The following is a 21763-nucleotide window of genomic DNA, read 5'->3' as shown; positions in this document are numbered from 1 at the left end:
AGCCCGCCGCGCCGGCAGCCGCTGCCCCGGCCGCCGCCGCGCCGGCTGCTGCCGCACCGTCGACGACCCCGTCGCCGTTGCGCGGCCAGACGGTCCCGGTCAGCCGACTGCGCAAGATCATCGCCCAGCGCATGGTCGAGTCGGTCCAGATCTCCGCACAGCTCACCCAGGTGGTGGAGGTCGACGTCACCAACATCGCGCGGCTGCGAGAGGCGTCGAAGGCCGACTTCCTCGCCCGCGAGGGTGTGAAGCTGTCGTTCCTGCCGTTCTTCGCCAAGGCGTCGATCGACGCGCTCAAGCAGCACCCGGCGCTCAACGCGACGCTCGACATGGAGAAGGGCGAGATCACCTACCACGACCGCGAGAACATCGCGTTCGCCGTCGACACCGAGAAGGGCCTGCTGACGCCGGTCGTCAAGGACGCCGGTGACCTGGCGATCTCGGGGCTGGCCAAGAAGATCGCCGACGTCGCGAGCCGCACCCGCTCCAACAAGATCGGTCCCGACGAGCTGTCGGGCGGCACCTTCACGATCACCAACCTCGGCAGCGTGGGCGCCCTGTGGGACACCCCGATCATCAACCAGCCGCAGGTCGCGATCCTCGGTCCGGGTGCCGTCGTGAAGCGCGCCGTCGTCATCGACGACCCCGACCTCGGCGAGACGATCGCGATCCGGCACATGTGCTACCTCGCGCTCACCTACGACCACCGCCTCGTCGACGGTGCCGACGCCGGCCGCTTCCTCCAGGACGTCAAGGCCCGCCTCGAGGCCGCCGCCTTCGAGGTCTGAGCCCACGAACCCGCACACTTCGGTCGCCGAACCTGCACGAAGTGTGCGGGTTCGACGACCGAAGTGTGCGGGTTCGACGACCGAAGTGTGCGGGTTCGTGGACCTGGGTTGAACACCGTCGTGTCAGGCTGACCTCATGGGTGAGATGTCGATCGTCATGGCCGGGAGCTCCGGCTTCCTCGGGACCCACCTGCGCAGCGAGCTCGAGCGCAGGGGCCACCGGGTCACGGCACTGGTCCGACGTCCGACGAGCCTGCCCGACGAGTCGACGTGGGACCCGGCTGTCGGCGAGGTGGACGCGGAGCTGATCGCAGCGGCCGACGTGGTGGTCAACCTCGCCGGCTCGCCGACCCTCGGCAACCCGCACTCCAAGAAGTGGTCGACCGAGCTCCGGGACTCCCGGGTGCAGACGACCGAGACGCTCGCCCGCGCCGTCGCGGCGGCCCCGGCGCCGCCGTACCTCGTCGCCGGCAACGCCGTGGCCTGGTCCGGCGACCACGGCGGCGCCCTCCTGACCGAGGCCGCCGACACCCGCGGCCACACCCTGATGACCGAGGTGTGCCGCGTCTGGCAGGCCGCGGCCCAGCCGGCCATCGACGCGGGTGGGCGGGTGGTGTTCCTGCGGACCTCGCCCGTGATGGACCGCTCCAGCGCCCCCCTCCAACAGCTCCGGCTGCTCTTCAAGGGCGGCCTCGGCGGCAAGCTCGGCAACGGCCGCCAGCACATGCCGATGATCTCGCTGCGCGACTGGGTGGGTGCGGCCGCTTTCCTCGTCGAGCACCCCACCGCGAGCGGGCCCGTCAACATGACCTGCGTCGAGACGCCCACCAACGCCGCGTTCACCAAGGCCCTCGCGGCCGCGTTGAACCGCCCCTCGTTCGCCGCCGTCCCGGCACCGCTCCTCAAGGTGGCGACCGGCCGGGTCTCCCCCGAGCTCCTGGGCTCGGTCAACACCCGCCCGCAGGCGCTGCTCGACCTCGGCTACGCCTTCGCCGACCCCGACGTCGAGGCGGTGGTCGCGACCGGTCTCGCGGCCTCGGCGAGTACCCTCGAGGCGTGACCGAACTGGAGTTCCGCGAGGCCGGCCTCGGTGCCGACGCCGTCGACTACCTCGCGGCCTGGGAGCTCCAGCGCGAGGTCCACGCCGCGGTCACCGCGGGGGAACGTCCGCCCACCGTCCTGCTGCTCGAGCATCCGCCCGTCTTCACCGCCGGCAAGCGGACCGACCCCCACGAGCGGCCGGCCGACCCCGGCGGCGCCCAGGTCATCGACGTCGACCGCGGCGGCAAGATCACCTTCCACGGGCCCGGTCAGCTCGTCGGCTACCCGATCGTGCGGCTGCCCGACCACGTCAAGGTCGTCGACTACGTCCGCCGGGTCGAGGAGGCCCTCATCGCGGTGTGCGCCGAGCTCGGTGTGACCACCGCGCGCGTCCCGGGCCGCAGCGGCGTCTGGCTCCAGGCCGACGAGCGTGGCCCGGAGCGCAAGATCGCGGCGATCGGCATCCGGGTCAGCCGCGGCGTCACCATGCACGGCTTCGCGCTCAACTGCGACGTCGACCTCGGTTGGTACGACCGGTTCGTCCCCTGCGGCATCGCCGACGCCGGCGTCACCTCGCTGTCCCAGGAGCTCGGCCGCGACGTCACGGTCCGCGACGTGCTGCCCGCCGTACGACGACACCTCGCCGCACTGCTCGCGTGGCAGCCCTACGCGGCGACGCCCGACTACGAGCCGCGCCCCGAGCCCGGCCGCGCGCCGCGGATCCCCCTGCTCACGCCCACCCTCTGAGCCCTCGGCACGGGACGGTCCGCGCCCGACGCCTGAACCGGTAACGACGGCGTGTCCCGCGTCCCGGCCAACCTTTTGCGTGGTCGGATCGTCTGACCGTCCGGAGGGGACGGACTACTACAGGGGGCTTTCGGGTGAGCGACCTCGTCATCGAGACGACCGGACTGCGCAAGGTGTTCACGAGCCTGCGCGGCGAACGACGGGTGGCCGTCCAGGGACTCGACCTGGCCGTGCCGGCCGGCGGCGTGCACGGCTTCCTCGGGCCCAACGGCTCGGGCAAGACCACGACCATCCGGATGCTGCTCGGCCTGGCCCGACCGACCAGCGGGACGATGCGGCTGTTCGGCGAGCCCGTCCCCGATCACCTGCCGCAGGTGATCGGGCGGGTCGGCGCGGTCGTGGAGTCGCCGAAGTTCTCGCCCAACTTCAGCGGTCGGCGCAACCTCCAGCTGCTCGCGGCGGTCATCGGCGCGCCTGCCGAGCGGGTCGAGGAGGCGATCGAGACGGTGAAGCTCGGCGGCCGTGAGAACGACCGCTACAAGGCCTACTCGCTGGGGATGAAGCAGCGGCTCGCGATCGCGGCCACCCTGCTCAAGCAGCCGGACCTGCTCATCCTCGACGAGCCGACCAACGGGCTCGACCCCGCCGGCATCCGGGAGATCCGCGAGACCATCCGCGACCTCGGGGCGTCCGGTGTGACCGTCCTGCTGAGCTCGCACATCCTGGCCGAGGTGCAGCAGGTGTGCACCTCCGCGACCATCATCGGCAACGGTCGTCTGCTCGCCTCCGGCACGGTCGACGAGCTGCTCGAGGTCGGCACGTCGTACCGGGTGAAGGTGCCCGACCCGGCCGCCGCCACCGCGCTCCTCGTCGCCGCCGGCTTCGCCCCCGCGACCATCGACGGCGAGCTCCACGTCGACGCCGAGACCCCCGGCGAGATCACCCGGGTCCTCGGGGAGGCCGGCGTCTGGCTCACCGAGCTGGCACCGCTGCGTGCGGACCTCGAGTCCTACTTCCTCCAGCTCACCGAGGGCGAGCAGCTCGGCGGCGACGGCCATCCCGGGACGAGCGGGGAGGCGGTCGCATGAAGCGGCTCCTCCAGGTCGAGCTGACCCGGCTGCTGTGCCGGCGGGCGGTCCTCGTGATCCTCGCGCTCGCTGTCGTCCTGCCGCTGGTCATCGGCGTCGCCACGACCCTGAACTCGCGGCCGCCGTCCGACGACGCGCTCGCCGAGGCGGAGGCACAAGCAGCAGCGGACGCCGCTCAGCCCTACGTGCAGCGCGACCTGCGGCGCTGCCTGAACAAGCCCGAGAACTACCTGGGCCGCCCCCTGCCCGACGACATCCAGGCCAGCTGCGAGGACAGCATCCTGCCGCGCGCCGAGTGGTACGCGTACTGGAATCCGCTGGACCTCGCCGCCGAGCGTGAGGAGGGCTCGGGGCTGGCGATCGTGATCCTGCTCGCGATCCTGATGATGCTGGCCGGGACGACGTTCGCCGGCCACGACTGGGCGAGCGGATCGGTGAGCAACCAACTGCTGTTCGAGCCGCGCCGGGCGCGGGTCTGGGGAGCCAAGGGACTGGTCGTCTCGGTGTTGGCCGGCGCGTTCACGTTCGTGGTCGTCTCCCTCTACTGGCTGGCCCTCGGGCTCGTCGCCCGCTCCCGGGACATCCCCATCGGCGACGGCCTGCTCCTCGACTGCCTCCAGAGCGGCTGGCGGGGTGCGGGCGTCGCCGCAGCCGCCGCGCTGGCCGGCTACGGGCTGACGATGTTCTTCCGCAGCACGGTCGCCGCGCTGGGCGTACTGCTCGCCGTGAGCGTCGCCGGCGGGATCGTGCTCGCCGTGATCGGCATCGACTCGGTCTGGAACCCCGGCCTCAACATCGGGGCGATCATCCTCGACGGTACGACGTACTGGGCCGAGGTGCCCTGCGGCGACGACCTCGGCGGCGGCGGGATGGAGATCTGCTCGGTCGAGAAGACCCTCTCGCTCGGGCGGGCGCTCGCCTTCCTGGGGCCGGTCCTCGCGGTCGCGTTGGCGGCGTCGGTGGCGACGTTCCAAAAGCGGGATGTGCCCTGACGAACGGTAGGCTGGAGGGGTGACTGCCCCCACCCCGGAAGGCCGCAAGCTCCTCCGTCTCGAGGTCCGCAACGCCGAGACCCCGATCGAGCGGAAACCCTCCTGGATCAAGACCCGGGCCAAGATGGGACCGGAGTACACCGCGCTCCAGAGCCTGGTGAAGTCCGAGGGCCTGCACACGGTCTGCCAGGAGGCGGGCTGCCCCAACATCTTCGAGTGCTGGGAGGACCGCGAGGCCACGTTCCTCATCGGCGGCGACCAGTGCACCCGCCGCTGCGACTTCTGCCAGATCGACACCGGCAAGCCCCAGCCGCTCGACCGTGACGAGCCCCGACGGGTCGCCGAGTCGGTCCAGAAGATGCAGCTGAAGTACGCCACCATCACCGGCGTCGCCCGCGACGACCTCGAGGACGGCGGCGCCTGGCTGTACGCCGAGACGGTCCGCGCGATCCACGAGCTCAACCCGGGGACCGGCGTCGAGAACCTGATCCCGGACTTCAACGGACAGCCCGACCTGCTCGCCGAGGTCTTCGAGTCGCGGCCCGAGGTGCTCGCCCACAACGTCGAGACGGTGCCGCGGATCTTCAAGCGGATCCGGCCCGCGTTCCGCTACGAGCGGTCCCTCGACGTGATCACGCAGGCGCGTGCGTTCGGACTGGTCACCAAGTCCAACCTCATCCTCGGCATGGGCGAGACCCGCGAGGAGGTCAGCCAGGCGATGCGCGACCTGCACGACGCCGGCTGCGAGCTGCTGACCATCACCCAGTACCTCCGTCCCTCGGTGCGGCACCACCCCGTCGAGCGCTGGGTGAAGCCCGAGGAGTTCGTCGAGCTCCAGGCCGAGGCCACCGACATCGGGTTCGCCGGGGTCCTCTCAGGACCGCTGGTGCGTTCGTCGTACCGTGCCGGACGCCTGTACCGTCAGGCGCTCGAGACCCGTGAGGCCTCAGCAGACACTCGGAAAGAGATGCAGGACAGCCACGCATGAGCACTCCGCTTGACCCGACGACGATGAGCCGTCGCCGGCAGATCCTCGAGACCTACCGGATGACCAGGCAGGTCGACCGCGCCATCGGCTTCTGGATGCTGGGCGCGTTCCTGCTGTTCGGCGGGATCGGCTTCAGCATCTTCTTCTTCCTCCTCCCCGGAGGCGGCGTCTTCAGCCTGGTGATGGCGATCATCAGCGGCATCCTCTTCGGCTTCCTCGCGATGATGATCGTCTTCAGCCGTCGCGCCCAGAAGGCCGCGTACTCGCGGATGGAGGGCCAGGTCGGCGCCGGCGCTCGCGCGCTGACGATGCTGCGCCGCGGGTGGCAGCTCGAGGAGGTCGTCGGCTTCACCAAGCAGCAGGACATGGTCCACCGCGTCGTGGGCCCGCCGGGCATCATCCTCGTCGGCGAGGGCAACCCCAACCGGCTGCGCCAGCTCATGCTGAGCGAGCGCAAGAAGCACGAGCGGGTCGCGGCCGACTTCCCTGTGCACGAGGTGCTCGTCGGCACGGGCGAGGGCCTGGTCCCGCTGCCCAAGCTCGTCAAGCACGTCCGCAAGCTCGGCCGCCAGGTCAAGCCCGCCGAGCAGACCGACCTGCTCATGCGGCTCAAGGCGCTCGATGCCCAGCGGCCCAAGGTCCCGCTCCCCCGTGGCCCGGTGCCGACCAGCATGAAGGGCATGCGGGGGAACCTGCGCGGTCGCTGATGACCAGCGCGCCCTCCGGCACGGCGGTGCCGTTCCCCACCGCGTCCTGGGGCCGCCGGATCCTGGCGCTCCTGGTCGACTGGTTCGCCTCGACCCTGGTCGTCATCGCGGCGGTCGGGCTCGAGGAGTACACCCGCCCCGAGACGACCGCCTCGGACTTCCTGCCGCTCATCGTCTTCGTCGTCGAGGCGGCGCTGTTCACCTGGCTCCTCGGCGGCTCGTTCGGCAAGCTGGTGACCGGGCTGCGGGTGGTCCCCGCGGCCGGGCGCGGGTCGCTGCGCAACCCGTTGACGCTGCTGGGTCGCCAGGTGGCGATCGCGCTCGTCATCCCGCCGCTGGTCTTCCGCCAGGACGGCCGGGGACTCCACGACATCCTGGCCGGCACCGCGACCGTCACCATGCCGACGTACCGACGGCTCACGACGTCCGGCGCCTGACCCGGGAACCTGTTACGTCCCCGAAACATTCGGGCAACCCAGCGAAATCTGGACAACCTACGGTCACCCGGAGGTCGCTCACGCGAGCGCTTGCCACGACCACCAGGGAGATCCACATGACTGCGAACCCGACCCGCTTGGGCGCGATCCGCGACATCGAGGCCAACGAGGCGCCGGCCGCCTTCTTCGACGTCGCCGAGAAGACCGGCGCCATCTTCGGCGAGAACGTCTTCTCCCTGGCGGTGATGCAGAAGCGTCTGCCGAAGTCGGTGTTCAAGTCCGTCGCCGCGACGATCCAGAAGGGTGAGAAGCTCGACCCGGCCGTCGCCGACGTCGTCGCCGCCGCGATGAAGGACTGGGCGATGGAGAAGGGCGTCACGCACTACGCGCACGTCTTCTACCCGCTGACCGGCCTCACCGCGGAGAAGCACGACTCCTTCATGGAGCCGGTCGGCGACGGGACGGCCGTGTGGGAGTTCTCCGGCAAGACCCTGGTGCAGGGCGAGCCCGACGCCTCCTCGTTCCCCAACGGTGGCATCCGCGCGACCTTCGAAGCCCGCGGCTACACCGGCTGGGACGTCCAGTCCCCCGCCTACATCCTGGAGAACCCGAACGGGAACACCCTGTGCATCCCGACGATCTTCGTCTCGATGACCGGTGAGGCGCTCGACCACAAGACCCCGCTGCTGCGCTCGCAGCACGCGATGTCGGAGCAGGCCCAGCGCGTGCTGGCCCTCTTCGGCCACACCGACATCGACAACGTGGTGTCCTACTGCGGTCCCGAGCAGGAGTACTTCCTGGTCGACACCTCGTTCGTGAACTCCCGTCCCGACCTGCTCAACGCCGGCCGGACGCTGTTCGGCGCCAAGCCCCCGAAGGGCCAGGAGTTCGACGACCACTACTTCGGCGCGATCCCCGAGCGGGTCCTCGGCTTCATGCACGACACCGAGCGGGCGCTGTTCAAGCTCGGGGTGCCGGCCAAGACCCGCCACAACGAGGTCGCGCCCGGCCAGTTCGAGATCGCCCCGGTCTTCGAGAAGGCGAACCTCGCCTCGGACCACCAGCAGGTCCTCATGTCGACCTTCAAGTCGATCGCCAAGGTGCACGGCTTCGAGTGCCTCTTCCACGAGAAGCCGTTCGCGGGCGTCAACGGCTCGGGCAAGCACGTGAACTTCTCGTTCGGCAACGGCAACCAGGGCAACTTCCTCAACCCCGGCGACAACCCGCACGACAACGCGCAGTTCCTCGTCTTCTGCGCCGCGGTCATCCGCGCGGTCCACCAGTACGGCGGCCTGCTGCGTCTCTCGATCGCCTCGGCCGGCAACGACCACCGCCTGGGCGCCAACGAGGCTCCCCCGGCGATCATCTCGATCTTCCTCGGCGACCAGCTCCAGGACGTCTTCGAGCAGATCGCCCAGGGCGGAGCGACCTCCTCGAAGCAGAAGGGCGTCCTGTCCGTGGGCGTCGACACCCTGCCGGACCTGACCAAGGACGCGGGCGACCGCAACCGGACCTCGCCGATGGCCTTCACCGGCAACCGCTTCGAGTTCCGCGCCGCGGGCTCGAACCAGACGGTGGCTGCCCCGATGGTCGTCATCAACACGATCATGGCCGAGGCGCTGGACTTCATCGCGACCGACCTGGAGGCCGCCATCGCCGCGGGCACCGAGTTCAACGTCGCGGTCCAGAACGTGCTCGCCAAGGTGATGGAGCAGCACGGCTCCGTGGTCTTCAACGGCAACGGCTACTCCGAGGAGTGGCACGCCGAGGCCGAGGTCCGTGGTCTGAAGAACCTGCGGACCACCGTCGACGCGCTGCCGGAGTACACCAGCCCCGAGGCGAAGAAGCTGTTCTCGACGTACGGCGTCTTCAGCGAGGCCGAGCTCGAGTCCCGCTTCGAGATCGGCGTGGAGCAGTACGTCATGACGGTCAACGTGGAGGCGAACCTGACCGGTGAGATCGCGAAGACCACGATCCTCCCGGCTGCGGTCCGCTACCAGACCGAGCTCGCCTCCAACGTGGCTGCGCTCAAGGCCGCCGGCATCGACGGCGACACGACCGACCTGGTGCGGGTGACCGAGATGATCGCGGCGCTGCGCGCCGGGATCACCGCGCTGGACGACGCGAAGGCGGCCTCGCACGACCACGAGGGCCTCGCCGAGGCGGCCTACTACCGCGACGCCGTGCTGCCGGCGATGCTGCAGATCCGCGAGGCGGCCGACGAGATCGAGACGTTCATCGCCGACGACCTGTGGCCGCTGCCGACGTACCAGGAGATGCTCTTCATCCGCTGACCAGACCCTCCGCGCCGCTGCCTCCGTTCCCTCCCTGGGCGGGGGCAGCAGGCGTTCTCGGGGTTGTTTACACGGACGAAACATGGCGGGGCTGTGCGCACCCTGGGGCATTCGGTAGGTTGCTGAGCGATTGTCAGTGGCTGACCGATGGCTGGGTCGTCCCCAGCCCAGGAGGAACGAATGTTCAACAACAGCGAAGAGCTGCTCAAGTTCATCAAGGACGAAGGCGTCGAGATGGTCGACGTCCGCTTCTGCGACCTGCCGGGCATCATGCAGCACTTCACCGTGCCGGTCTCGTCGTTCGACCAGTCGGTCTTCGACGACGGCCTCGGCTTCGACGGCTCGTCGATCCGCGGCTTCCAGGCGATCAACGAGTCGGACATGTCGCTGTTCCCCGACCCGACCACTGCCTACATCGACCCGTTCCGGAAGTCGAAGACGCTCAACCTGAACTTCTTCATCCACGACCCGATCACCGGTGAGCCCTACAGCCGCGACCCGCGCAACATCGCGAAGAAGGCGCTGGCCTACCTCAACACCACCGGCATCGCGGACACGGCGTACTTCGCCCCCGAGGCCGAGTTCTACATCTTCGACAACGTCCGGTACTCCACCGGCGTGAACGAGGGCTACTACCACATCGACTCCGTCGAGGGCTGGTGGAACTCGGGCCGCGAGGAGGAGGGCAACAACAAGGGCTACAAGACCCGCCTCAAGGGTGGTTACTTCCCCGTCGAGCCCTACGACCACTACAGCGACCTGCGCGCCGACATGGTCAAGAACCTCGAGGCCTGCGGCCTCCAGGTCGAGCGGGCGCACCACGAGGTCGGCACCGCCGGCCAGGCGGAGATCAACTACCGCTTCGACACGCTGCTCAAGGCCGCGGACGACGTGATGAAGTTCAAGTACCTCATCAAGAACACCGCATGGGAGCAGGGCAAGTCGGTCACCTTCATGCCGAAGCCCATCTTCGGTGACAACGGCTCGGGCATGCACGTGCACCAGTCGCTGTGGAAGGGCGGGGACCCGCTGTTCTACGACGAGACCGGCTACGGCGGCCTCTCCGACACCGCTCGCTGGTACATCGGCGGCATCCTCAAGCACGCCCCCGCGCTGCTGGCGTTCACCAACCCGACGGTGAACTCCTACCACCGCCTGGTGCCGGGCTACGAGGCCCCGATCTCGCTGGTCTACTCCTCGCGCAACCGCTCCGCGTCGGTCCGGATCCCGATCACGGGCACCAACCCCAAGGCCAAGCGCATCGAGACCCGCTTCCCCGACCCGTCGGCGAACCCGTACCTCGCGTTCTCGGCGCTCATGCTCGCGGGCCTCGACGGCATCCAGAACAAGACCGAGCCGGCCGCCCCGATCGACAAGGACATCTACGAGCTCCCGCCGGACGAGATGGCCGAGATCGCCCAGGTGCCGACCTCCCTCGGTGCCGTCCTCGACGCCCTCGAGGCCGACCACGAGTTCCTGACGGTGGGCAACGTCTTCACGCCCGACCTGATCGAGACCTGGGTCGACTACAAGCGCGAGAACGAGATCGCCCCCGTGCAGCTGCGCCCGCACCCGCACGAGTTCGAGCTCTACTACGACATCTAGGTCGTAAACTGATCGAATTACTCATATTCGATCGCCGATGGCCCCGGGACTCCCCGGGGCCATCGGCATTGGGGGCCTCGCCGGGATCCGGCATTGTTCCGTAGTGCACGACACGCCCGCCTTCCGGTGTCCTCGTGAGACACGCCGAGGCCGGCGACTGTCACCTCATCGATGCGACTGCTTCGTCGGCTGCCCGCTCGCCGGCGACCACCGCACCTTCCATGTAGGAGGGATGATTCCCGATGGAAGTGTCCGAGCCGGCCCAGTGGACGTTCCCGTTGGGCGCTGTGAGCGCGTCGGCGTACGTCGTGAGGACGCCCGGCGCGGTCATGTTCACGCAGCCATGAATCCAGGGTTCGTTGGTCCACAGTTTCTCGGCGTAACGACCGCTCCTGAACCGCTCGTCGCCGAACACGGTCGCCAGGTCCTCCCCCAGACGAGATGCGCGGAGGGTGGCGTCGTTGACTACGTCGTCGCTCCAGCGCAGGTAGGGGTTGGGTACGGGCGAGTCGGCCACCATGAACGTCACCAGCACGCCTTTGCTGCCATCGGCGGGTGAGTTGTCTGCGACGTACGGCGTCATCATCAGATCGCTGATCACCTGACCGTTCAGCGGTGCGCCGGCGTTCAGGCCCTGTCGCCAGAACGGGGTGTCGTAGACCATGAAGAGCTTGCTCATGGTTCCGCTGCCGCCGTTGCGCTGCAGCCCCGCCGTTCGAGAGGGCAGGTGGGGGGTGAAGTGGATGCGTGTCGCTTCCGTCGGCGACATCGCGACGATCACCTGGCGACAGGTGATGGTCGCGCGCTTGGAGACGACGGTCACCCGGTCGGTGCCCCAGCCACGGATCTCGGACACCGGTGAGCCGAGGACGACCGCTCCCTTCGGCATCTGGTCGGCCATCCGGGCCGAGATCAGCCAGGTGCCACCGTCGACGCGTGAGTCCTGGGCACCGCCGGCGACCGAGATCGGCTCCTCGAACCCGCCAGAGGTGTTGAAGAAGTTCAGCATGTACAGCAAGGACGTGGCGTGTGGGTCCTGGCAGGTGACCAAGGTGTACCCGAGCCCGATCAACCAGCGGGCCTCGGCGTCGAGCACGTTGCGGTCGAGCCAGTCACCGAACGTGGTCCGGTCCCAGGTCTGGGCGAGGAGCGCCTCCCAGGGGCGGCCCGCGGGCACCGTCGCCGCCATCGCACCCAGCTGCGTCTCGGCCTGGAGGAACGCCGGGAGCGCGGTGATCGACTGCGTGGGCGGAATGGTTCCCGTGTAGAGCGCGCGCTTGCCCTTGCGGTAGTAGATCGACCGGCCCTCGTTGTAGGTCTTGAAGGTCGTCAGGCCGAGCTCCGCGATGAGGGCGAGCACCCGGTCCTGGCTGGGGGCGATCCACTGTCCGCCGCCCTCGGTCGTCAGCCCGGATCCGAGGTCGAGCCGGTGGGTGCGACCGCCCACTCGGTCGCTCGCCTCGAGCACGACGACCTTCTTGCCCGCCTGCGCGAGTCGGCGGGCAGCCGTGAGCCCGGAGATGCCCGCACCGATCACGACGACATCGGCTGTGCGCGCCCCAACGACGGGTTCGTCGGCCCCGGCGGCGTTTGCTGGTTCCCGGCCGAGCAAGAGGGAGGCGGCCGCAGCGGCCGCTCCGCCGGTCAGCAGGCCGCGCCTCGACGCTCGAGCAGGCGAGCAACTTTCTTCGTGGGTTGCAGTCATCAGAGCGCCTCCAGGCTGCGCGAGTCGATGGGTGAGTAGAGCGACGTAAGAGGCCGCTGCTAGATCGGCAGGTCCGGCGAGTCCACCCCGACGACTCGATCGCCACAGAAGACGCGCACGGACTCGGCCGGACCATGACCTCCGATGCCCGCCGGACCCCAGAAGCTCTGCGCCGAGTCGTCGCCCAAGTCGGCGAGCTTCGCCCCGTTGATCCGGACCTCGCCGGATTGCACGCGCGAGCCGATCTCGATCGCATGGTCGAGGTCCGTGCCGAAGACGTAGGCGTCGAGCCCCGAGGGGTTGTGGTTCGCGATCCGCAGCGCCTCCGCATCCGAGTCGACCGCATGCAGGGAGATCACCGGACCGAACAGTTCGGCGGTCGCGTCCGCAGGATCGACTCCCGAAGCCACTGTCGGGGATAGGAAGAAGCCGGCGAGGTCCGGGAGCCCGGCCGGTTGGGAGATCCGTGCGCCGGCGCGACGCAGGCCGTCGATCCGGGTCTGCAAGGTCTCGTAGTGGGGCTCGTTGGAGATCGGACCGAGATCCGCGTCCTCGTCGAGCGAGTGACCGATCCGCAGCTCGGCGATCCGCTGCTCGAGGGCAACCAGGAGCGGACCGGCCAGGTGTCGGTGAGCAAGGACCTTGCCCGGTCCCTCACACCACTGCCCGTTCAGCTTGGTCAGTCCCTCGATGATGCCGTCGGCCGCGACGCCGACGTCAGCGTCCTCCAGGACTAGCACGGGGTTGTTGCCCCCGAGCTCGAGCTGCAGGACCTTGAAGTCCTCGGCCGCGGCACGCGCGATCGCACGACCCGCTCCCGGGCCGCCGGTGAAGGAGACCACCTTCACGCGTGGGTCCGAGGTCAGCCGAGCGCCGACGTCGCCGGTGCCGTGCAGCAGTTGGAGGGCACCCGTGGGCAACCCTGCCGCGACGAAGCACTCGACGACGATCTGGGCGCTGCTGGGTGCGTGCTCGGACGGCTTCAGGATGACCGGGCAACCAGCGGCAACGGCGCTGACGACCTTCGCGGCCGGGATGAAGCTCGGCCCGTTCCAGGGAGTGAGGATCGCGGCAGGACCCCACGGCAGGCGATGGAGCCGTACGTCGCGACCCCCCGCCTCCAGCTGCCTCACCCGGGGGATGCTGACCACGTCGGCAGCTGTCGATCGCACGCGCGCGGGCAGGAACGCCGCCAGTGCGCGTGTCGCGCTGATCGGGACGCCGCTGGTCATCGAGTCCGCGCGAGCGATGTCCTCGATGCGATCCTCGAGGTTCGCGGCGACCCGCTCGAGCATCTCGGCCCGTTCCCGGCGGGCGCCGTCGTCCCAGACGCCCACGTCGTAGGCCTTCTCGGCGTGCAGCAGCGCCCGCTCGACGTCGGCCGCGGCAGTGGTTGCCATCGCGTGCACGGGCTGACGCGTGTTGGGGTCGAGGTTCCACGCGCCCGGAAGGCTCTCGGTCTCGGCCCACTCGTCGGCGAGATAGTTCACCGGCCGGGGCAGTGGGATGTGAGTGGTGGACATGGAATCACCTCGTGACGCGGGTCAGGACTGGAGGTCGACGACGATGCGCGTCACATCGCCGGACGTCATGGCGTCGAAGCCTGCGTTGATGTCGGCGAGCCCGATCACCTTGGTGACCATCTCGTCGAGCAGGAGCCGGCGCTGGCGGTAGAGCTCGGCGAGTTGCCGGATGTCCTCGCGCGCCTGGCCTGAGCCCATGTAGGAGCCGATGAGCCGCTTCTCCTGGAAGAAGAAGGCCTCGGCCGGAAGGTTCAGGTGGGTCCCGCCGGGCGCGATCCCAACCAGGCATGCGGTGCCAGTCGGGCGCAGCACGGCCAACGCGGTCTCCGCGGTGCGTGCCGATCCGACGGCCTCGAACGAGTAGTCGACACCGTTGCCGAGCTGCTCGCGCACGGCCGCAGCGACATCGCCGGTCGCGCCGTTGACCACGTGGGTGGCGCCGTACTCACGCGCGGCGTCCAGACGCGCCTCGTCGAGGTCGATGGCGACGACGGCCGACGCCCCCGCAAGCCGAGCTCCCTGGATGATCGCCGAGCCGACGCCGCCGCAGCCGATGACGGCGACGGTGCTGCCGGGACGCACCTCGGCGCCGTGGAAGACCGCGCCCACGCCTGTGATAACGCAGCAGGACAGTAGGCAGCCGACGCGCGTGTCGACGTCGTCGGGCAGCTTGGCGAGGGCGTTCTCGCGCAGCAGGATGTGTCGCGAGAAGGCACCCAGGTCGCCGAGCCGCCCGATCGGCGCTCCGTGTGCGTCCTGGAAGGCCGGCCGCGGGCGGCGTCGAATCTCCTCGGTCCGCTGACATTGGGTGGAGCGACCTGCTTCGCAGTTGGTGCACCTGCCGCAGGACGGGGTAAGCACGCCGACGACCCGGTCACCCGGCACGACGGTGCTGACAGCCGCGCCCACAGACTCGACGACTCCGGCCACCTCGTGCCCCAGTACGACGGGTGCCTCGATCGGCACACTGCCGGTCAGGTAGTGCAGGTCGCTGTGGCACAGACCGACATGGGAGACCGCGATCCGCACCTCGTGCGGCTCGGGCTCGTCGACCTGGATCTCGGTCACGACCAGCGGCTGGTTCGCGGCAACCATCACCGCTGCCTCGGTGCGGATCACGAGCGGGCTCCTGTCTCGACGGGCTCACGTGTGCCGGCCGCACCCTTGGTCTCCCAGAAGCTCTCGATCCCGGCGCGGTAGACCCCGTCGTCCCACGCCTGCTTCGCAGCGACGTCCTCGCGCGCGAAGGCGGCCTCGATCTCCGCCATTCCGGGCCGCAACAGCTCCAGGTGCTGCACCGTTGTGTTGTTCGCCGGCGTCCACCGAAGGATCGTCTCCACCGCGCGCGCGACGAGCCGGTCCGGTTCGACGATCTCGGAGAGGAGGCCGATCCGCAGTGCCTCCTCGGCGGGCAGGCGTCCGGACCCGAGCACCATGGGCAGGGCGTGGCCGCCCACCAGCCGCGGCAGAAGCACGCTGGAAGCGTTGGAGATCGTGATGCCGCGGGCGTTCTCGGGCTGGTAGAACTCGGTCGCCGGCGTCCCGATCCGGGCATCGCAGCACAGCGTGATCTCGGAGGCACCCCCGACGGCCAGCCCGTTGACGGCCGCGATGACCGGGACCCGGGTCTCGAGGATCGCCCGGGTGATGTCGTGGAAGGTCTCGAACGCGACCCGGACGTCGTCGTACGAACTCGGGACCGCGCTGAGGTCCTCCCCCGCCGAGAACGCCCGGCCCGTGCCGGTCAGCACGATGCCGCGCACCTTCGCGCCCGTGCCGAGCTCGCGGACGGCGCTCGCGAGGTGCACCCGCGTGGCCACGTCCATGGCATTGAGCTTCTCCGGTCGGCAGAACCTCAGGATCGCGACGTCCTGCTCCACCGTGACGTCGAGGAAGCCCGGCCTCACGTCTTTCGCGGGCTGAGCCCGGCCGCCGGGGCGAAGGTCGTGGACCACGCCCGGGGAGGCAGTCGCCCGCTCCCTCAGCGTCGGCTTGGAGACGCGCTCGGACGGGGTGCGCGGGAACTCGTCAACGAACTCGACGTAGCGCGGCACCTTGAACCGGGCCAACTGATCGCGGGCACGGCCGATGATCGCCTCGGCGGACTCACGGTCGGCGGGCACGCCGTCGGCGAGCTGGAGGAAAACCTTGACCTCCTCGCCGAGCACCTCGTCAGGCTCGGGCACGACCGCCGCGCCCACGACTGCGGGATCACGCTCGAGCACCGCCTCGACCTCGACGCTGGCGACGTTCTCGCCACCGCGACGAACCATGTCCTTGATCCGACCCACGATTTTGACGCCGCCGTCGGGATCTCGGACCACGACGTCGCCCGTGTGCAGCCAACCGTCCCGCACGACGCGCGCCGTCTCGTCCGGTCGGTTCCAGTAGCCCAGCATCATCGGCAGGCCGCGAACGGTCAGCTCACCCGGCTCGCCGTCGGGCACCTCGGCGCCGTCCGCGTCCACGACGCGCACCTGCTTGGTGGGGACGGGCGTCCCGACCGAGCCGGTCCCGACGGTGGCGGCGTCGTCGAGCGGGGAGACCAGGTCGAAGCCGGACTCGGTCATGCCGTAGAGCTCGCGCCATGGGGCGCCCCACCGGGCCTCCAGGTCCGCGTGCAGGGCCGCGGGGATGCCGGAGCACCACACCAGGCGGAGGTCGTTGTCCCGGTCGCGGGGATTCGGCGGCTGCTTGAACAGCAGGGTCGGCATGGATCCGAGGACGTAGAAGAAGGTGACCCGGTGGCGCCGTACGTCGGCGAAGAATCCAGAGGCCGAGAAGCGCGGCAGCACCACCAGCGGGGCTCCGACGGTCAGCGCTGCCGCCACGTTCCACAGCGGGTCCATGTAGGAGAACGGTTGAGCGGTGAGGAGAACGTCCTCGGCGTGCAGGCCGGCAGCCGCGGCGCAGAGCCACCCGTTGCGCACCCAGTAGTCGTGCGTCAGCATGCACGCCTTGGGGAACCCTGTGGTGCCGGAGGTGTATTGCAGGTTGGCGAGGGTGCTGGGCGCGGCCTCGACGTCGGGCGCGGTGGCGGGGAACGCCTCGGCGCCGTCCGCCGCGACGTCGACGACCCGCACGCCTGCGAGCATCGCGTTGCCGTCCAGGACGTCACGCACCAATGGCAGGTGGTCGCCGTCGGTGACGACGACGCGGGCCCCGGAGTCGGTCAGGACGAACTCCAGGTCGGCCCGCTGGTACGCCGAGTTGATCGGTACGACGACCGCGCCGGCCTTGAGCGCGGCCAGCCAGAACACCGGCCACTGCACGACGTTGGGCAGCATGACCGCCACGCGGTCGCCCGGCTCGACCCCCTCGACACGGATCAGGCGGTGGGCCAGCTGCGACGTCCAGGCGTCGATCTCCCGGAAGCTCCAGGACCGGTCCTCGAAGCGGAGGAACTCGGCGTCGCCGGAGTCGGCAGCGCGCTGGGCGAGCAGTGCGGTCAGGGTTGCGGGGAACGGATCACGAGCCATGCGGTCGGCCGTCACGGTCATCTCTCACCTCTCTCGGGTTGACGGGTCTGCTGGACGCTCATCCGGCGTTCACCGGGCTCAGGCGGAGACGTTCGGCCGCTTCGGCGACGAGCCACCGCAGCGTCGGGTCGGGTCCGGCCATCCATTCGGGATGCCACTGCACCGCGAGCAGGGGACGGTCACGAAGCTCCGCGGACTCGACCACCCCGTCGCTGGTGCGGCCGGTGACGACGAGTCCTTCACCGCAGCGGTCGACGGCCTGGTGGTGCCAGGAGTTGGTGATCGCGCGCTCGCCGAAGAGATCGGCGGCGATCGATCCGGGAACGAAGCTCACGGTGTGGTCGGATGTGCCGTCCGTCGGCGCCGACTCCGGCGAGAGGTGCTGGACCGGGCCGTCGGGGAGGTCGGGCACGAGGGTGCCGCCCAGCGCCACGTTGATCACCTGCAGCCCGCGGCACACGCCGAGAACCGGGATGCGGTGCGCGAGCGCCTCGCGGACCAGCCCGATCTCGTAGGCGTCGCGCTCGGAGTCGTGTACGGCCGGGTCGGTCCGCGGATCGCCCTCGCGAACGATGGCCGTGTCGCCTCCCCAGCGCGCCGGGTGGACGTCCTGGCCGCCGCTGATCACCACGCCCGACAGCCAGGCCACGGCGTCCTCGGGCGCGGCGTCGTACGGCAGGTGCACGGGCACCCCGCCCGCCCGGGCGATCCTGGTCGCGAAGTCGGACATGTAGCTATCCGTCCCCATGGCGGCGTAGCGGTCGTCGGTGCCAGCCACCAGACCGAGCCGGTAACGGCGGCCGGTGATGCCAATCAGTGGCCTGTTCATGCGAACTCGAAGTAGCGCAGGGACTCCCACTCCGAGAGCGGCGCGAACGGGTCACCGCCCTTGGTGTGGAACTCCATCCACTCCCACCGCCGTGAGGCGACCCAGAAGTCGACGAACTCGTCGCCGAGGTACTCACGCAGCAGCGGGTCGGCGTCCAGGGCCCGCCACGCCTTCGACATCGTGTCGGGGATGCGGGCCACCCCCGCGCGTCCGGGCAGGCACCAGGCCATGTCGGTGACCTCGGGCGGGGGATCGATCTTGCCCTCGATGCCCGCCAGGATCCCTGCGAGCATTCCGGCCACGGCGTAGTAGGGGTTCACGTCGGCTCCGGGGAGGCGATACTCCAGCCGCGAGTACTTCGGGTGGTGGGTGATCGCCCGGACCGCCGCGGTCTTGTTGTTGAGGCCCCAGCTCATCGTGGTCGGCGGGCCGCTGAAGTCCTCCAGGCGGCGGTACGACGTGATCTGCGGCAGCGCGATCGACGTGTTGCCGGCCATCGTCGCCATGAGGCCGCCCACGGAGTGCCGCAGCAGGTCGGCGAGCTCGCCGTCGGCGTGGAACTGGTTCACTCCGTCCCGCTGCAGGGACAGGTTGAGGTGAGCGCCCTGGCCGAACCCGGCCGTGGGCTTGGCCATGAAGGTGACCGTGTGGCCCAGGTCGTTCGCGACCTCGCGCATGACCTGCTTGGTCCGCACCCAGTTGTCGGTGATCCTGATCGGGTCCGTCGGTGCCAGGTTCAGCTCGGTCTGCCCGGGCGCGGCCTCGTCCGTCCACGCCTCCCAGACGATGCCGAGAGCGTCCAGGCGCCGAGTGACCGCCTCCATGTAGGCGACCCAGTCGCTGGACCGTGCGATCTGGTACGTCGAGCCCGTGCTGCCTCCGAGAGGAGTCAGGTCGCGATAGCCCTTGGCTCGGGCCTCCTGAATCGACTCCTCGAACAGCGTCGCCTCGATCTCCACGGCGACCGTCGCCGTCAGCCCCTGCTCGGCGAGACGTGCGACGAGGCGGCGGACCATGTTGCGAGGGCACAGTGGCACCGGCGTGCCGTCCTGCTTGTGGAAGTCCCCGATGACCGAGTCCAGGCCCGGCCTCCACTCGATGAGCGTGCTCTGGTCGGGGACCATCGCGATGTCGTACAGGTTGCCGCGCCAGTCCTCGTAGGCGTCGCCGAGCACGAACTGCGTGCCCAGGTCGATCGCGAACAGCACGTCGGCGAAGGCGAAGCCGGATGTCTTGCCCGAGGCGAACTTGGCGGGCGTGACCGTCTTGCCGATCAGCGTGCCGTCGTGGTTGGTCGCCTCGAGGCGGACGTTGTTCAGGTTCTCAGACATCGAAGCGGACCTTCCAGGACGCGGAGCTCATGACGGACAGCTGGGCCCAGGTGCCCTGGATCCGCAGTCCGGACGAGAGGGCGGGGATGAACTCGTCCGCACCGGTGAAGAGCCCGCCGAGGACGTCGGCGGTCCCGGCCACGACGAACTCGGTGTCGCCGGACCCGAACCGAGCCTCGGTCGAGCCGCTCTCGTCCTCGACCACGACGACGAGGACGTCGGGGATCCCCGGGACGCTGCGCGCGGCCTCCCAGAACTGCTCCGCGCTCTCCCGCCAGTGCGGGAACGGCGGGTTCAGCGCGCTGAGCACCAGCTCGGCCAGCCCGGCGTCACCGGCCGGCTCGCCGGTCGGTCGGTACCGCGCCCCCACGTCGACCACGAGGGTCGCATCGGGATCGACGAGGACGCCGCCGCTGACCGAGACCGAACCGGAGTCGATGCTGATCGTGGCGCTCTGCGGGGTGTCGTGCGACCGGACGGCTACGTTGCCGGCGCTGCGAGCGAAGAGCTGCCCGGCATGGCCGACTCGCGCGGACTGTCGCAGCGCTCGACCGATCATGCGGACCAGAGGGGTCGCGTCGTCCTCGAGCGTCACCGGACCCGTCAGGTCGGAAGACGGCGATGTCGTGGTCTGGGTCATGGTGAGGCTCCTGTCTCAGAGTTCGCGAGAGTCGTTGTCGACGGTTCGGCCGGCGACCGGTCGGAGGGCCCAGCCGGCTCCGGCGACGAACGCCGCGACCAGGAACGCGATGAACGCGTAGGCGACCTCACGCGATCCGATCAGCAGCTCGAAGTTGCTCAGCACCAGGCACAGGGTCACCAGCAGGCAGGCCGCCGCGATGCCCGGCGCCACCGTCCCCTTCCACGCCGTCGCCCGGTGCGGCGTGAGACGGAAGTGCACGACCACCGCCACCGAGGTGAGGCACAGCAGGAGGATCAGGCCGAGCGTGCCGGCACCGCCGAACCAGGCGTAGATCTCGACCACGGGGTCGAGGCGCAGCAGGGCCATCACGGCCAGCGCGAGGAAGACCACGCCCGAGGTGACCATCGACGCGACGTGCGGCGAGTGGTGGCGCGGGTGCACGGCGGCGAACCGGCGCGGGAGCACGCCCTTGCCGCCCAGGCTGAAGGTGTAGCGCGACACGACGTTGTGCACGGTCAGGACGCAGGCGAAGAAGCTCGTGGCGAGCAGGATCTGCACCAGGTCGTGGGCGAGGAGGGACACGTACCTCGTCGCGAGGTCGGGGGTCAGCGCGACCGGGTCGCTCGTGGCACTCTCGACGACCTTGTCGGCGCCCGCGCCGACGACGACGGCCCAGGCCGAGATCGTGTAGAGGGCCGCGATGATGAGCACGGCGGCGTAGGTCGCCCGAGGAATGGTTGTGTCAGGGTCCTTGGCCTCGGAGCGGAAGACCGCCGTGGCCTCGAAGCCGATGAACCCGAAGATCGCGAACATGACGCCGGTGCCCACGGCACCCTGGCTGAAGGCATCCCAGGTGAAGGACTGCGTGGTGAGGCCGTGGTCGCCCCCGCGCAGGATGATCGCGGCGTCGAGGACGACGACGATCAAGATCTCGGCGACCAGCAAGACCCCGAGGGCGCGAGCGCTCATCTCGATGTTGTGGTATCCCAGGAAACCGATGGCCGTCAGACAGAGCGCGGAGAGAGCCCACCACGGGATCGAAACGTCGGCGAGCGTGACCAGCACCGAGTGTGCCGCGGCCCCGAGATAGGCAGCAACGGAGACCAGGAGCACGGCGTACGTCGCGATCGCGAGCGCAGCGGTGCCCAGGCCCGCGATCCGGCCCAGCCCCTTCTCGACGTAGGAGTAGAAGGCGCCGGCGTCCTTCACCTCGGGCGTCATCGCCGAGAAGCCGACGGTGAAGAGGACGAGCACCGCACCCATCACGACAAAGTCGAGCGGCGCGCCGACGCCGTTGCCCAGCGCGATCATCAGCGGGATCAGGCCCGCCACCACGGTGAGCGGCGCAGCCATCGCCACCACCATGAAGACGATCTGGGGAACGCCGAGCGTGCGGACCAGCTGGTCCGCACGCTCTGGCGGGTCTTGCACATGGGTCATGCCGGGTCTCCTCACATTCGGCGCGCTCGGGCGATGCCGTGCTGAGGAGTGTGCGGACCGGCGGGTGTTGAGATCTACGTCGATCTGCCGCGCCTTCGGCTCGTGGCCGGCGCACATTGCCGCACC

At 69.7% G+C, this 21763-nt stretch carries 18 protein-coding genes; 10 read left to right on the top strand and 8 right to left on the bottom strand.

Going from position 1 to position 21763, the window contains the following annotated elements; translation table 11 throughout:
• The 10 genes from H0487_RS03325 to glnA all read left to right on the top strand — a co-directional run.
• Window positions 1–788: 2-oxo acid dehydrogenase subunit E2 (locus tag H0487_RS03325; RefSeq protein WP_183092807.1), on the top strand; the 788-nt coding region annotated here is incomplete at its 5' end.
• A gap of 136 nt (window positions 789–924) precedes the next feature.
• Complete coding sequence (locus H0487_RS03320; RefSeq protein WP_183092806.1) at window positions 925–1848, top strand: TIGR01777 family oxidoreductase; 924 nt, start codon at window positions 925–927, stop codon at window positions 1846–1848.
• Window positions 1845–2576 carry a lipoyl(octanoyl) transferase LipB gene (lipB, locus tag H0487_RS03315; RefSeq protein WP_183092805.1) on the top strand — a complete coding sequence of 244 codons (732 nt, stop codon included), beginning with the start codon at window positions 1845–1847 and terminating at the stop codon, window positions 2574–2576. The genes H0487_RS03320 and lipB overlap by 4 nt, the downstream gene beginning before the upstream one ends.
• A 134-nt stretch (window positions 2577–2710) precedes the next feature.
• On the top strand, window positions 2711–3664 hold the full coding sequence (locus H0487_RS03310) for an ABC transporter ATP-binding protein (RefSeq protein ID WP_183092804.1): 954 nt from the start codon (window positions 2711–2713) through the stop codon (window positions 3662–3664).
• Complete coding sequence (locus H0487_RS03305) at window positions 3661–4656, top strand: hypothetical protein (RefSeq protein WP_183092803.1); 996 nt, start codon at window positions 3661–3663, stop codon at window positions 4654–4656. The genes H0487_RS03310 and H0487_RS03305 overlap by 4 nt, the downstream gene beginning before the upstream one ends.
• Before the next feature lie 19 nt (window positions 4657–4675).
• Complete coding sequence (gene lipA, locus H0487_RS03300) at window positions 4676–5644, top strand: lipoyl synthase (protein WP_183092802.1); 969 nt, start codon at window positions 4676–4678, stop codon at window positions 5642–5644.
• Window positions 5641–6351, top strand: coding sequence for a DUF4191 domain-containing protein (locus H0487_RS03295; protein ID WP_183092801.1), 711 nt, complete (start codon window positions 5641–5643; stop codon window positions 6349–6351). The genes lipA and H0487_RS03295 overlap by 4 nt, the downstream gene beginning before the upstream one ends.
• Window positions 6351–6788, top strand: coding sequence for an RDD family protein (locus H0487_RS03290; protein WP_183092800.1), 438 nt, complete (start codon window positions 6351–6353; stop codon window positions 6786–6788). Before H0487_RS03295 ends, H0487_RS03290 begins: the two co-directional genes overlap by 1 nt.
• A gap of 116 nt (window positions 6789–6904) precedes the next feature.
• Window positions 6905–9082, top strand: a complete 2178-nt coding sequence (locus tag H0487_RS03285; RefSeq protein WP_183092799.1) for a glutamine synthetase III family protein — start codon at window positions 6905–6907, stop codon at window positions 9080–9082.
• A gap of 180 nt (window positions 9083–9262) precedes the next feature.
• On the top strand, window positions 9263–10687 hold the full coding sequence (gene glnA, locus H0487_RS03280) for a type I glutamate--ammonia ligase (RefSeq protein ID WP_183092798.1): 1425 nt from the start codon (window positions 9263–9265) through the stop codon (window positions 10685–10687).
• Window positions 10688–10847: 160 nt separating this feature from the next.
• Here the strand turns inward: glnA and H0487_RS03275 are convergent, their stop codons facing one another.
• From H0487_RS03275 to H0487_RS03240, 8 genes are read right to left on the bottom strand one after another with little or no spacing between them, the layout of a single operon-like run.
• A complete protein-coding gene (locus H0487_RS03275) occupies window positions 10848–12392 on the bottom strand; it encodes a flavin monoamine oxidase family protein (protein WP_183092797.1) in 1545 nt (514 codons plus the stop codon).
• Between the two features lie 59 nt (window positions 12393–12451).
• Entirely contained in the window at window positions 12452–13915 is a 1464-nt protein-coding gene (locus H0487_RS03270) for an aldehyde dehydrogenase family protein (RefSeq protein WP_183092796.1), read from the bottom strand.
• A gap of 21 nt (window positions 13916–13936) precedes the next feature.
• On the bottom strand, window positions 13937–15034 hold the full coding sequence (locus H0487_RS03265) for a Zn-dependent alcohol dehydrogenase (protein ID WP_183092795.1): 1098 nt from the start codon (window positions 15032–15034) through the stop codon (window positions 13937–13939).
• Window positions 15031–17415, bottom strand: a complete 2385-nt coding sequence (locus tag H0487_RS03260) for an AMP-binding protein (protein WP_183092794.1) — start codon at window positions 17413–17415, stop codon at window positions 15031–15033. Before H0487_RS03260 ends, H0487_RS03265 begins: the two co-directional genes overlap by 4 nt.
• A gap of 37 nt (window positions 17416–17452) precedes the next feature.
• A complete protein-coding gene (locus tag H0487_RS03255; RefSeq protein ID WP_183092793.1) occupies window positions 17453–18223 on the bottom strand; it encodes a gamma-glutamyl-gamma-aminobutyrate hydrolase family protein in 771 nt (256 codons plus the stop codon).
• Window positions 18220–19554 (bottom strand): glutamine synthetase family protein, encoded by a 1335-nt coding sequence (locus H0487_RS03250; RefSeq protein ID WP_183092792.1) that lies wholly within the window; start codon window positions 19552–19554, stop codon window positions 18220–18222. Before H0487_RS03250 ends, H0487_RS03255 begins: the two co-directional genes overlap by 4 nt.
• Window positions 19547–20194, bottom strand: coding sequence for a hypothetical protein (locus H0487_RS03245; RefSeq protein ID WP_183092791.1), 648 nt, complete (start codon window positions 20192–20194; stop codon window positions 19547–19549). Before H0487_RS03245 ends, H0487_RS03250 begins: the two co-directional genes overlap by 8 nt.
• Window positions 20195–20209: 15 nt before the next feature.
• On the bottom strand, window positions 20210–21637 hold the full coding sequence (locus H0487_RS03240; protein WP_183092790.1) for an APC family permease: 1428 nt from the start codon (window positions 21635–21637) through the stop codon (window positions 20210–20212).
• Window positions 21638–21763 lie beyond the last annotated feature (126 nt).

This window comes from Nocardioides stalactiti (assembly GCF_014180715.1).
GTDB classification, from domain to species: Bacteria; Actinomycetota; Actinomycetes; order Propionibacteriales; family Nocardioidaceae; genus Nocardioides; species Nocardioides stalactiti.
Note: the sequence above shows the minus strand (reverse complement) of the source record. Positions and strands in the feature narration are given on the sequence as shown.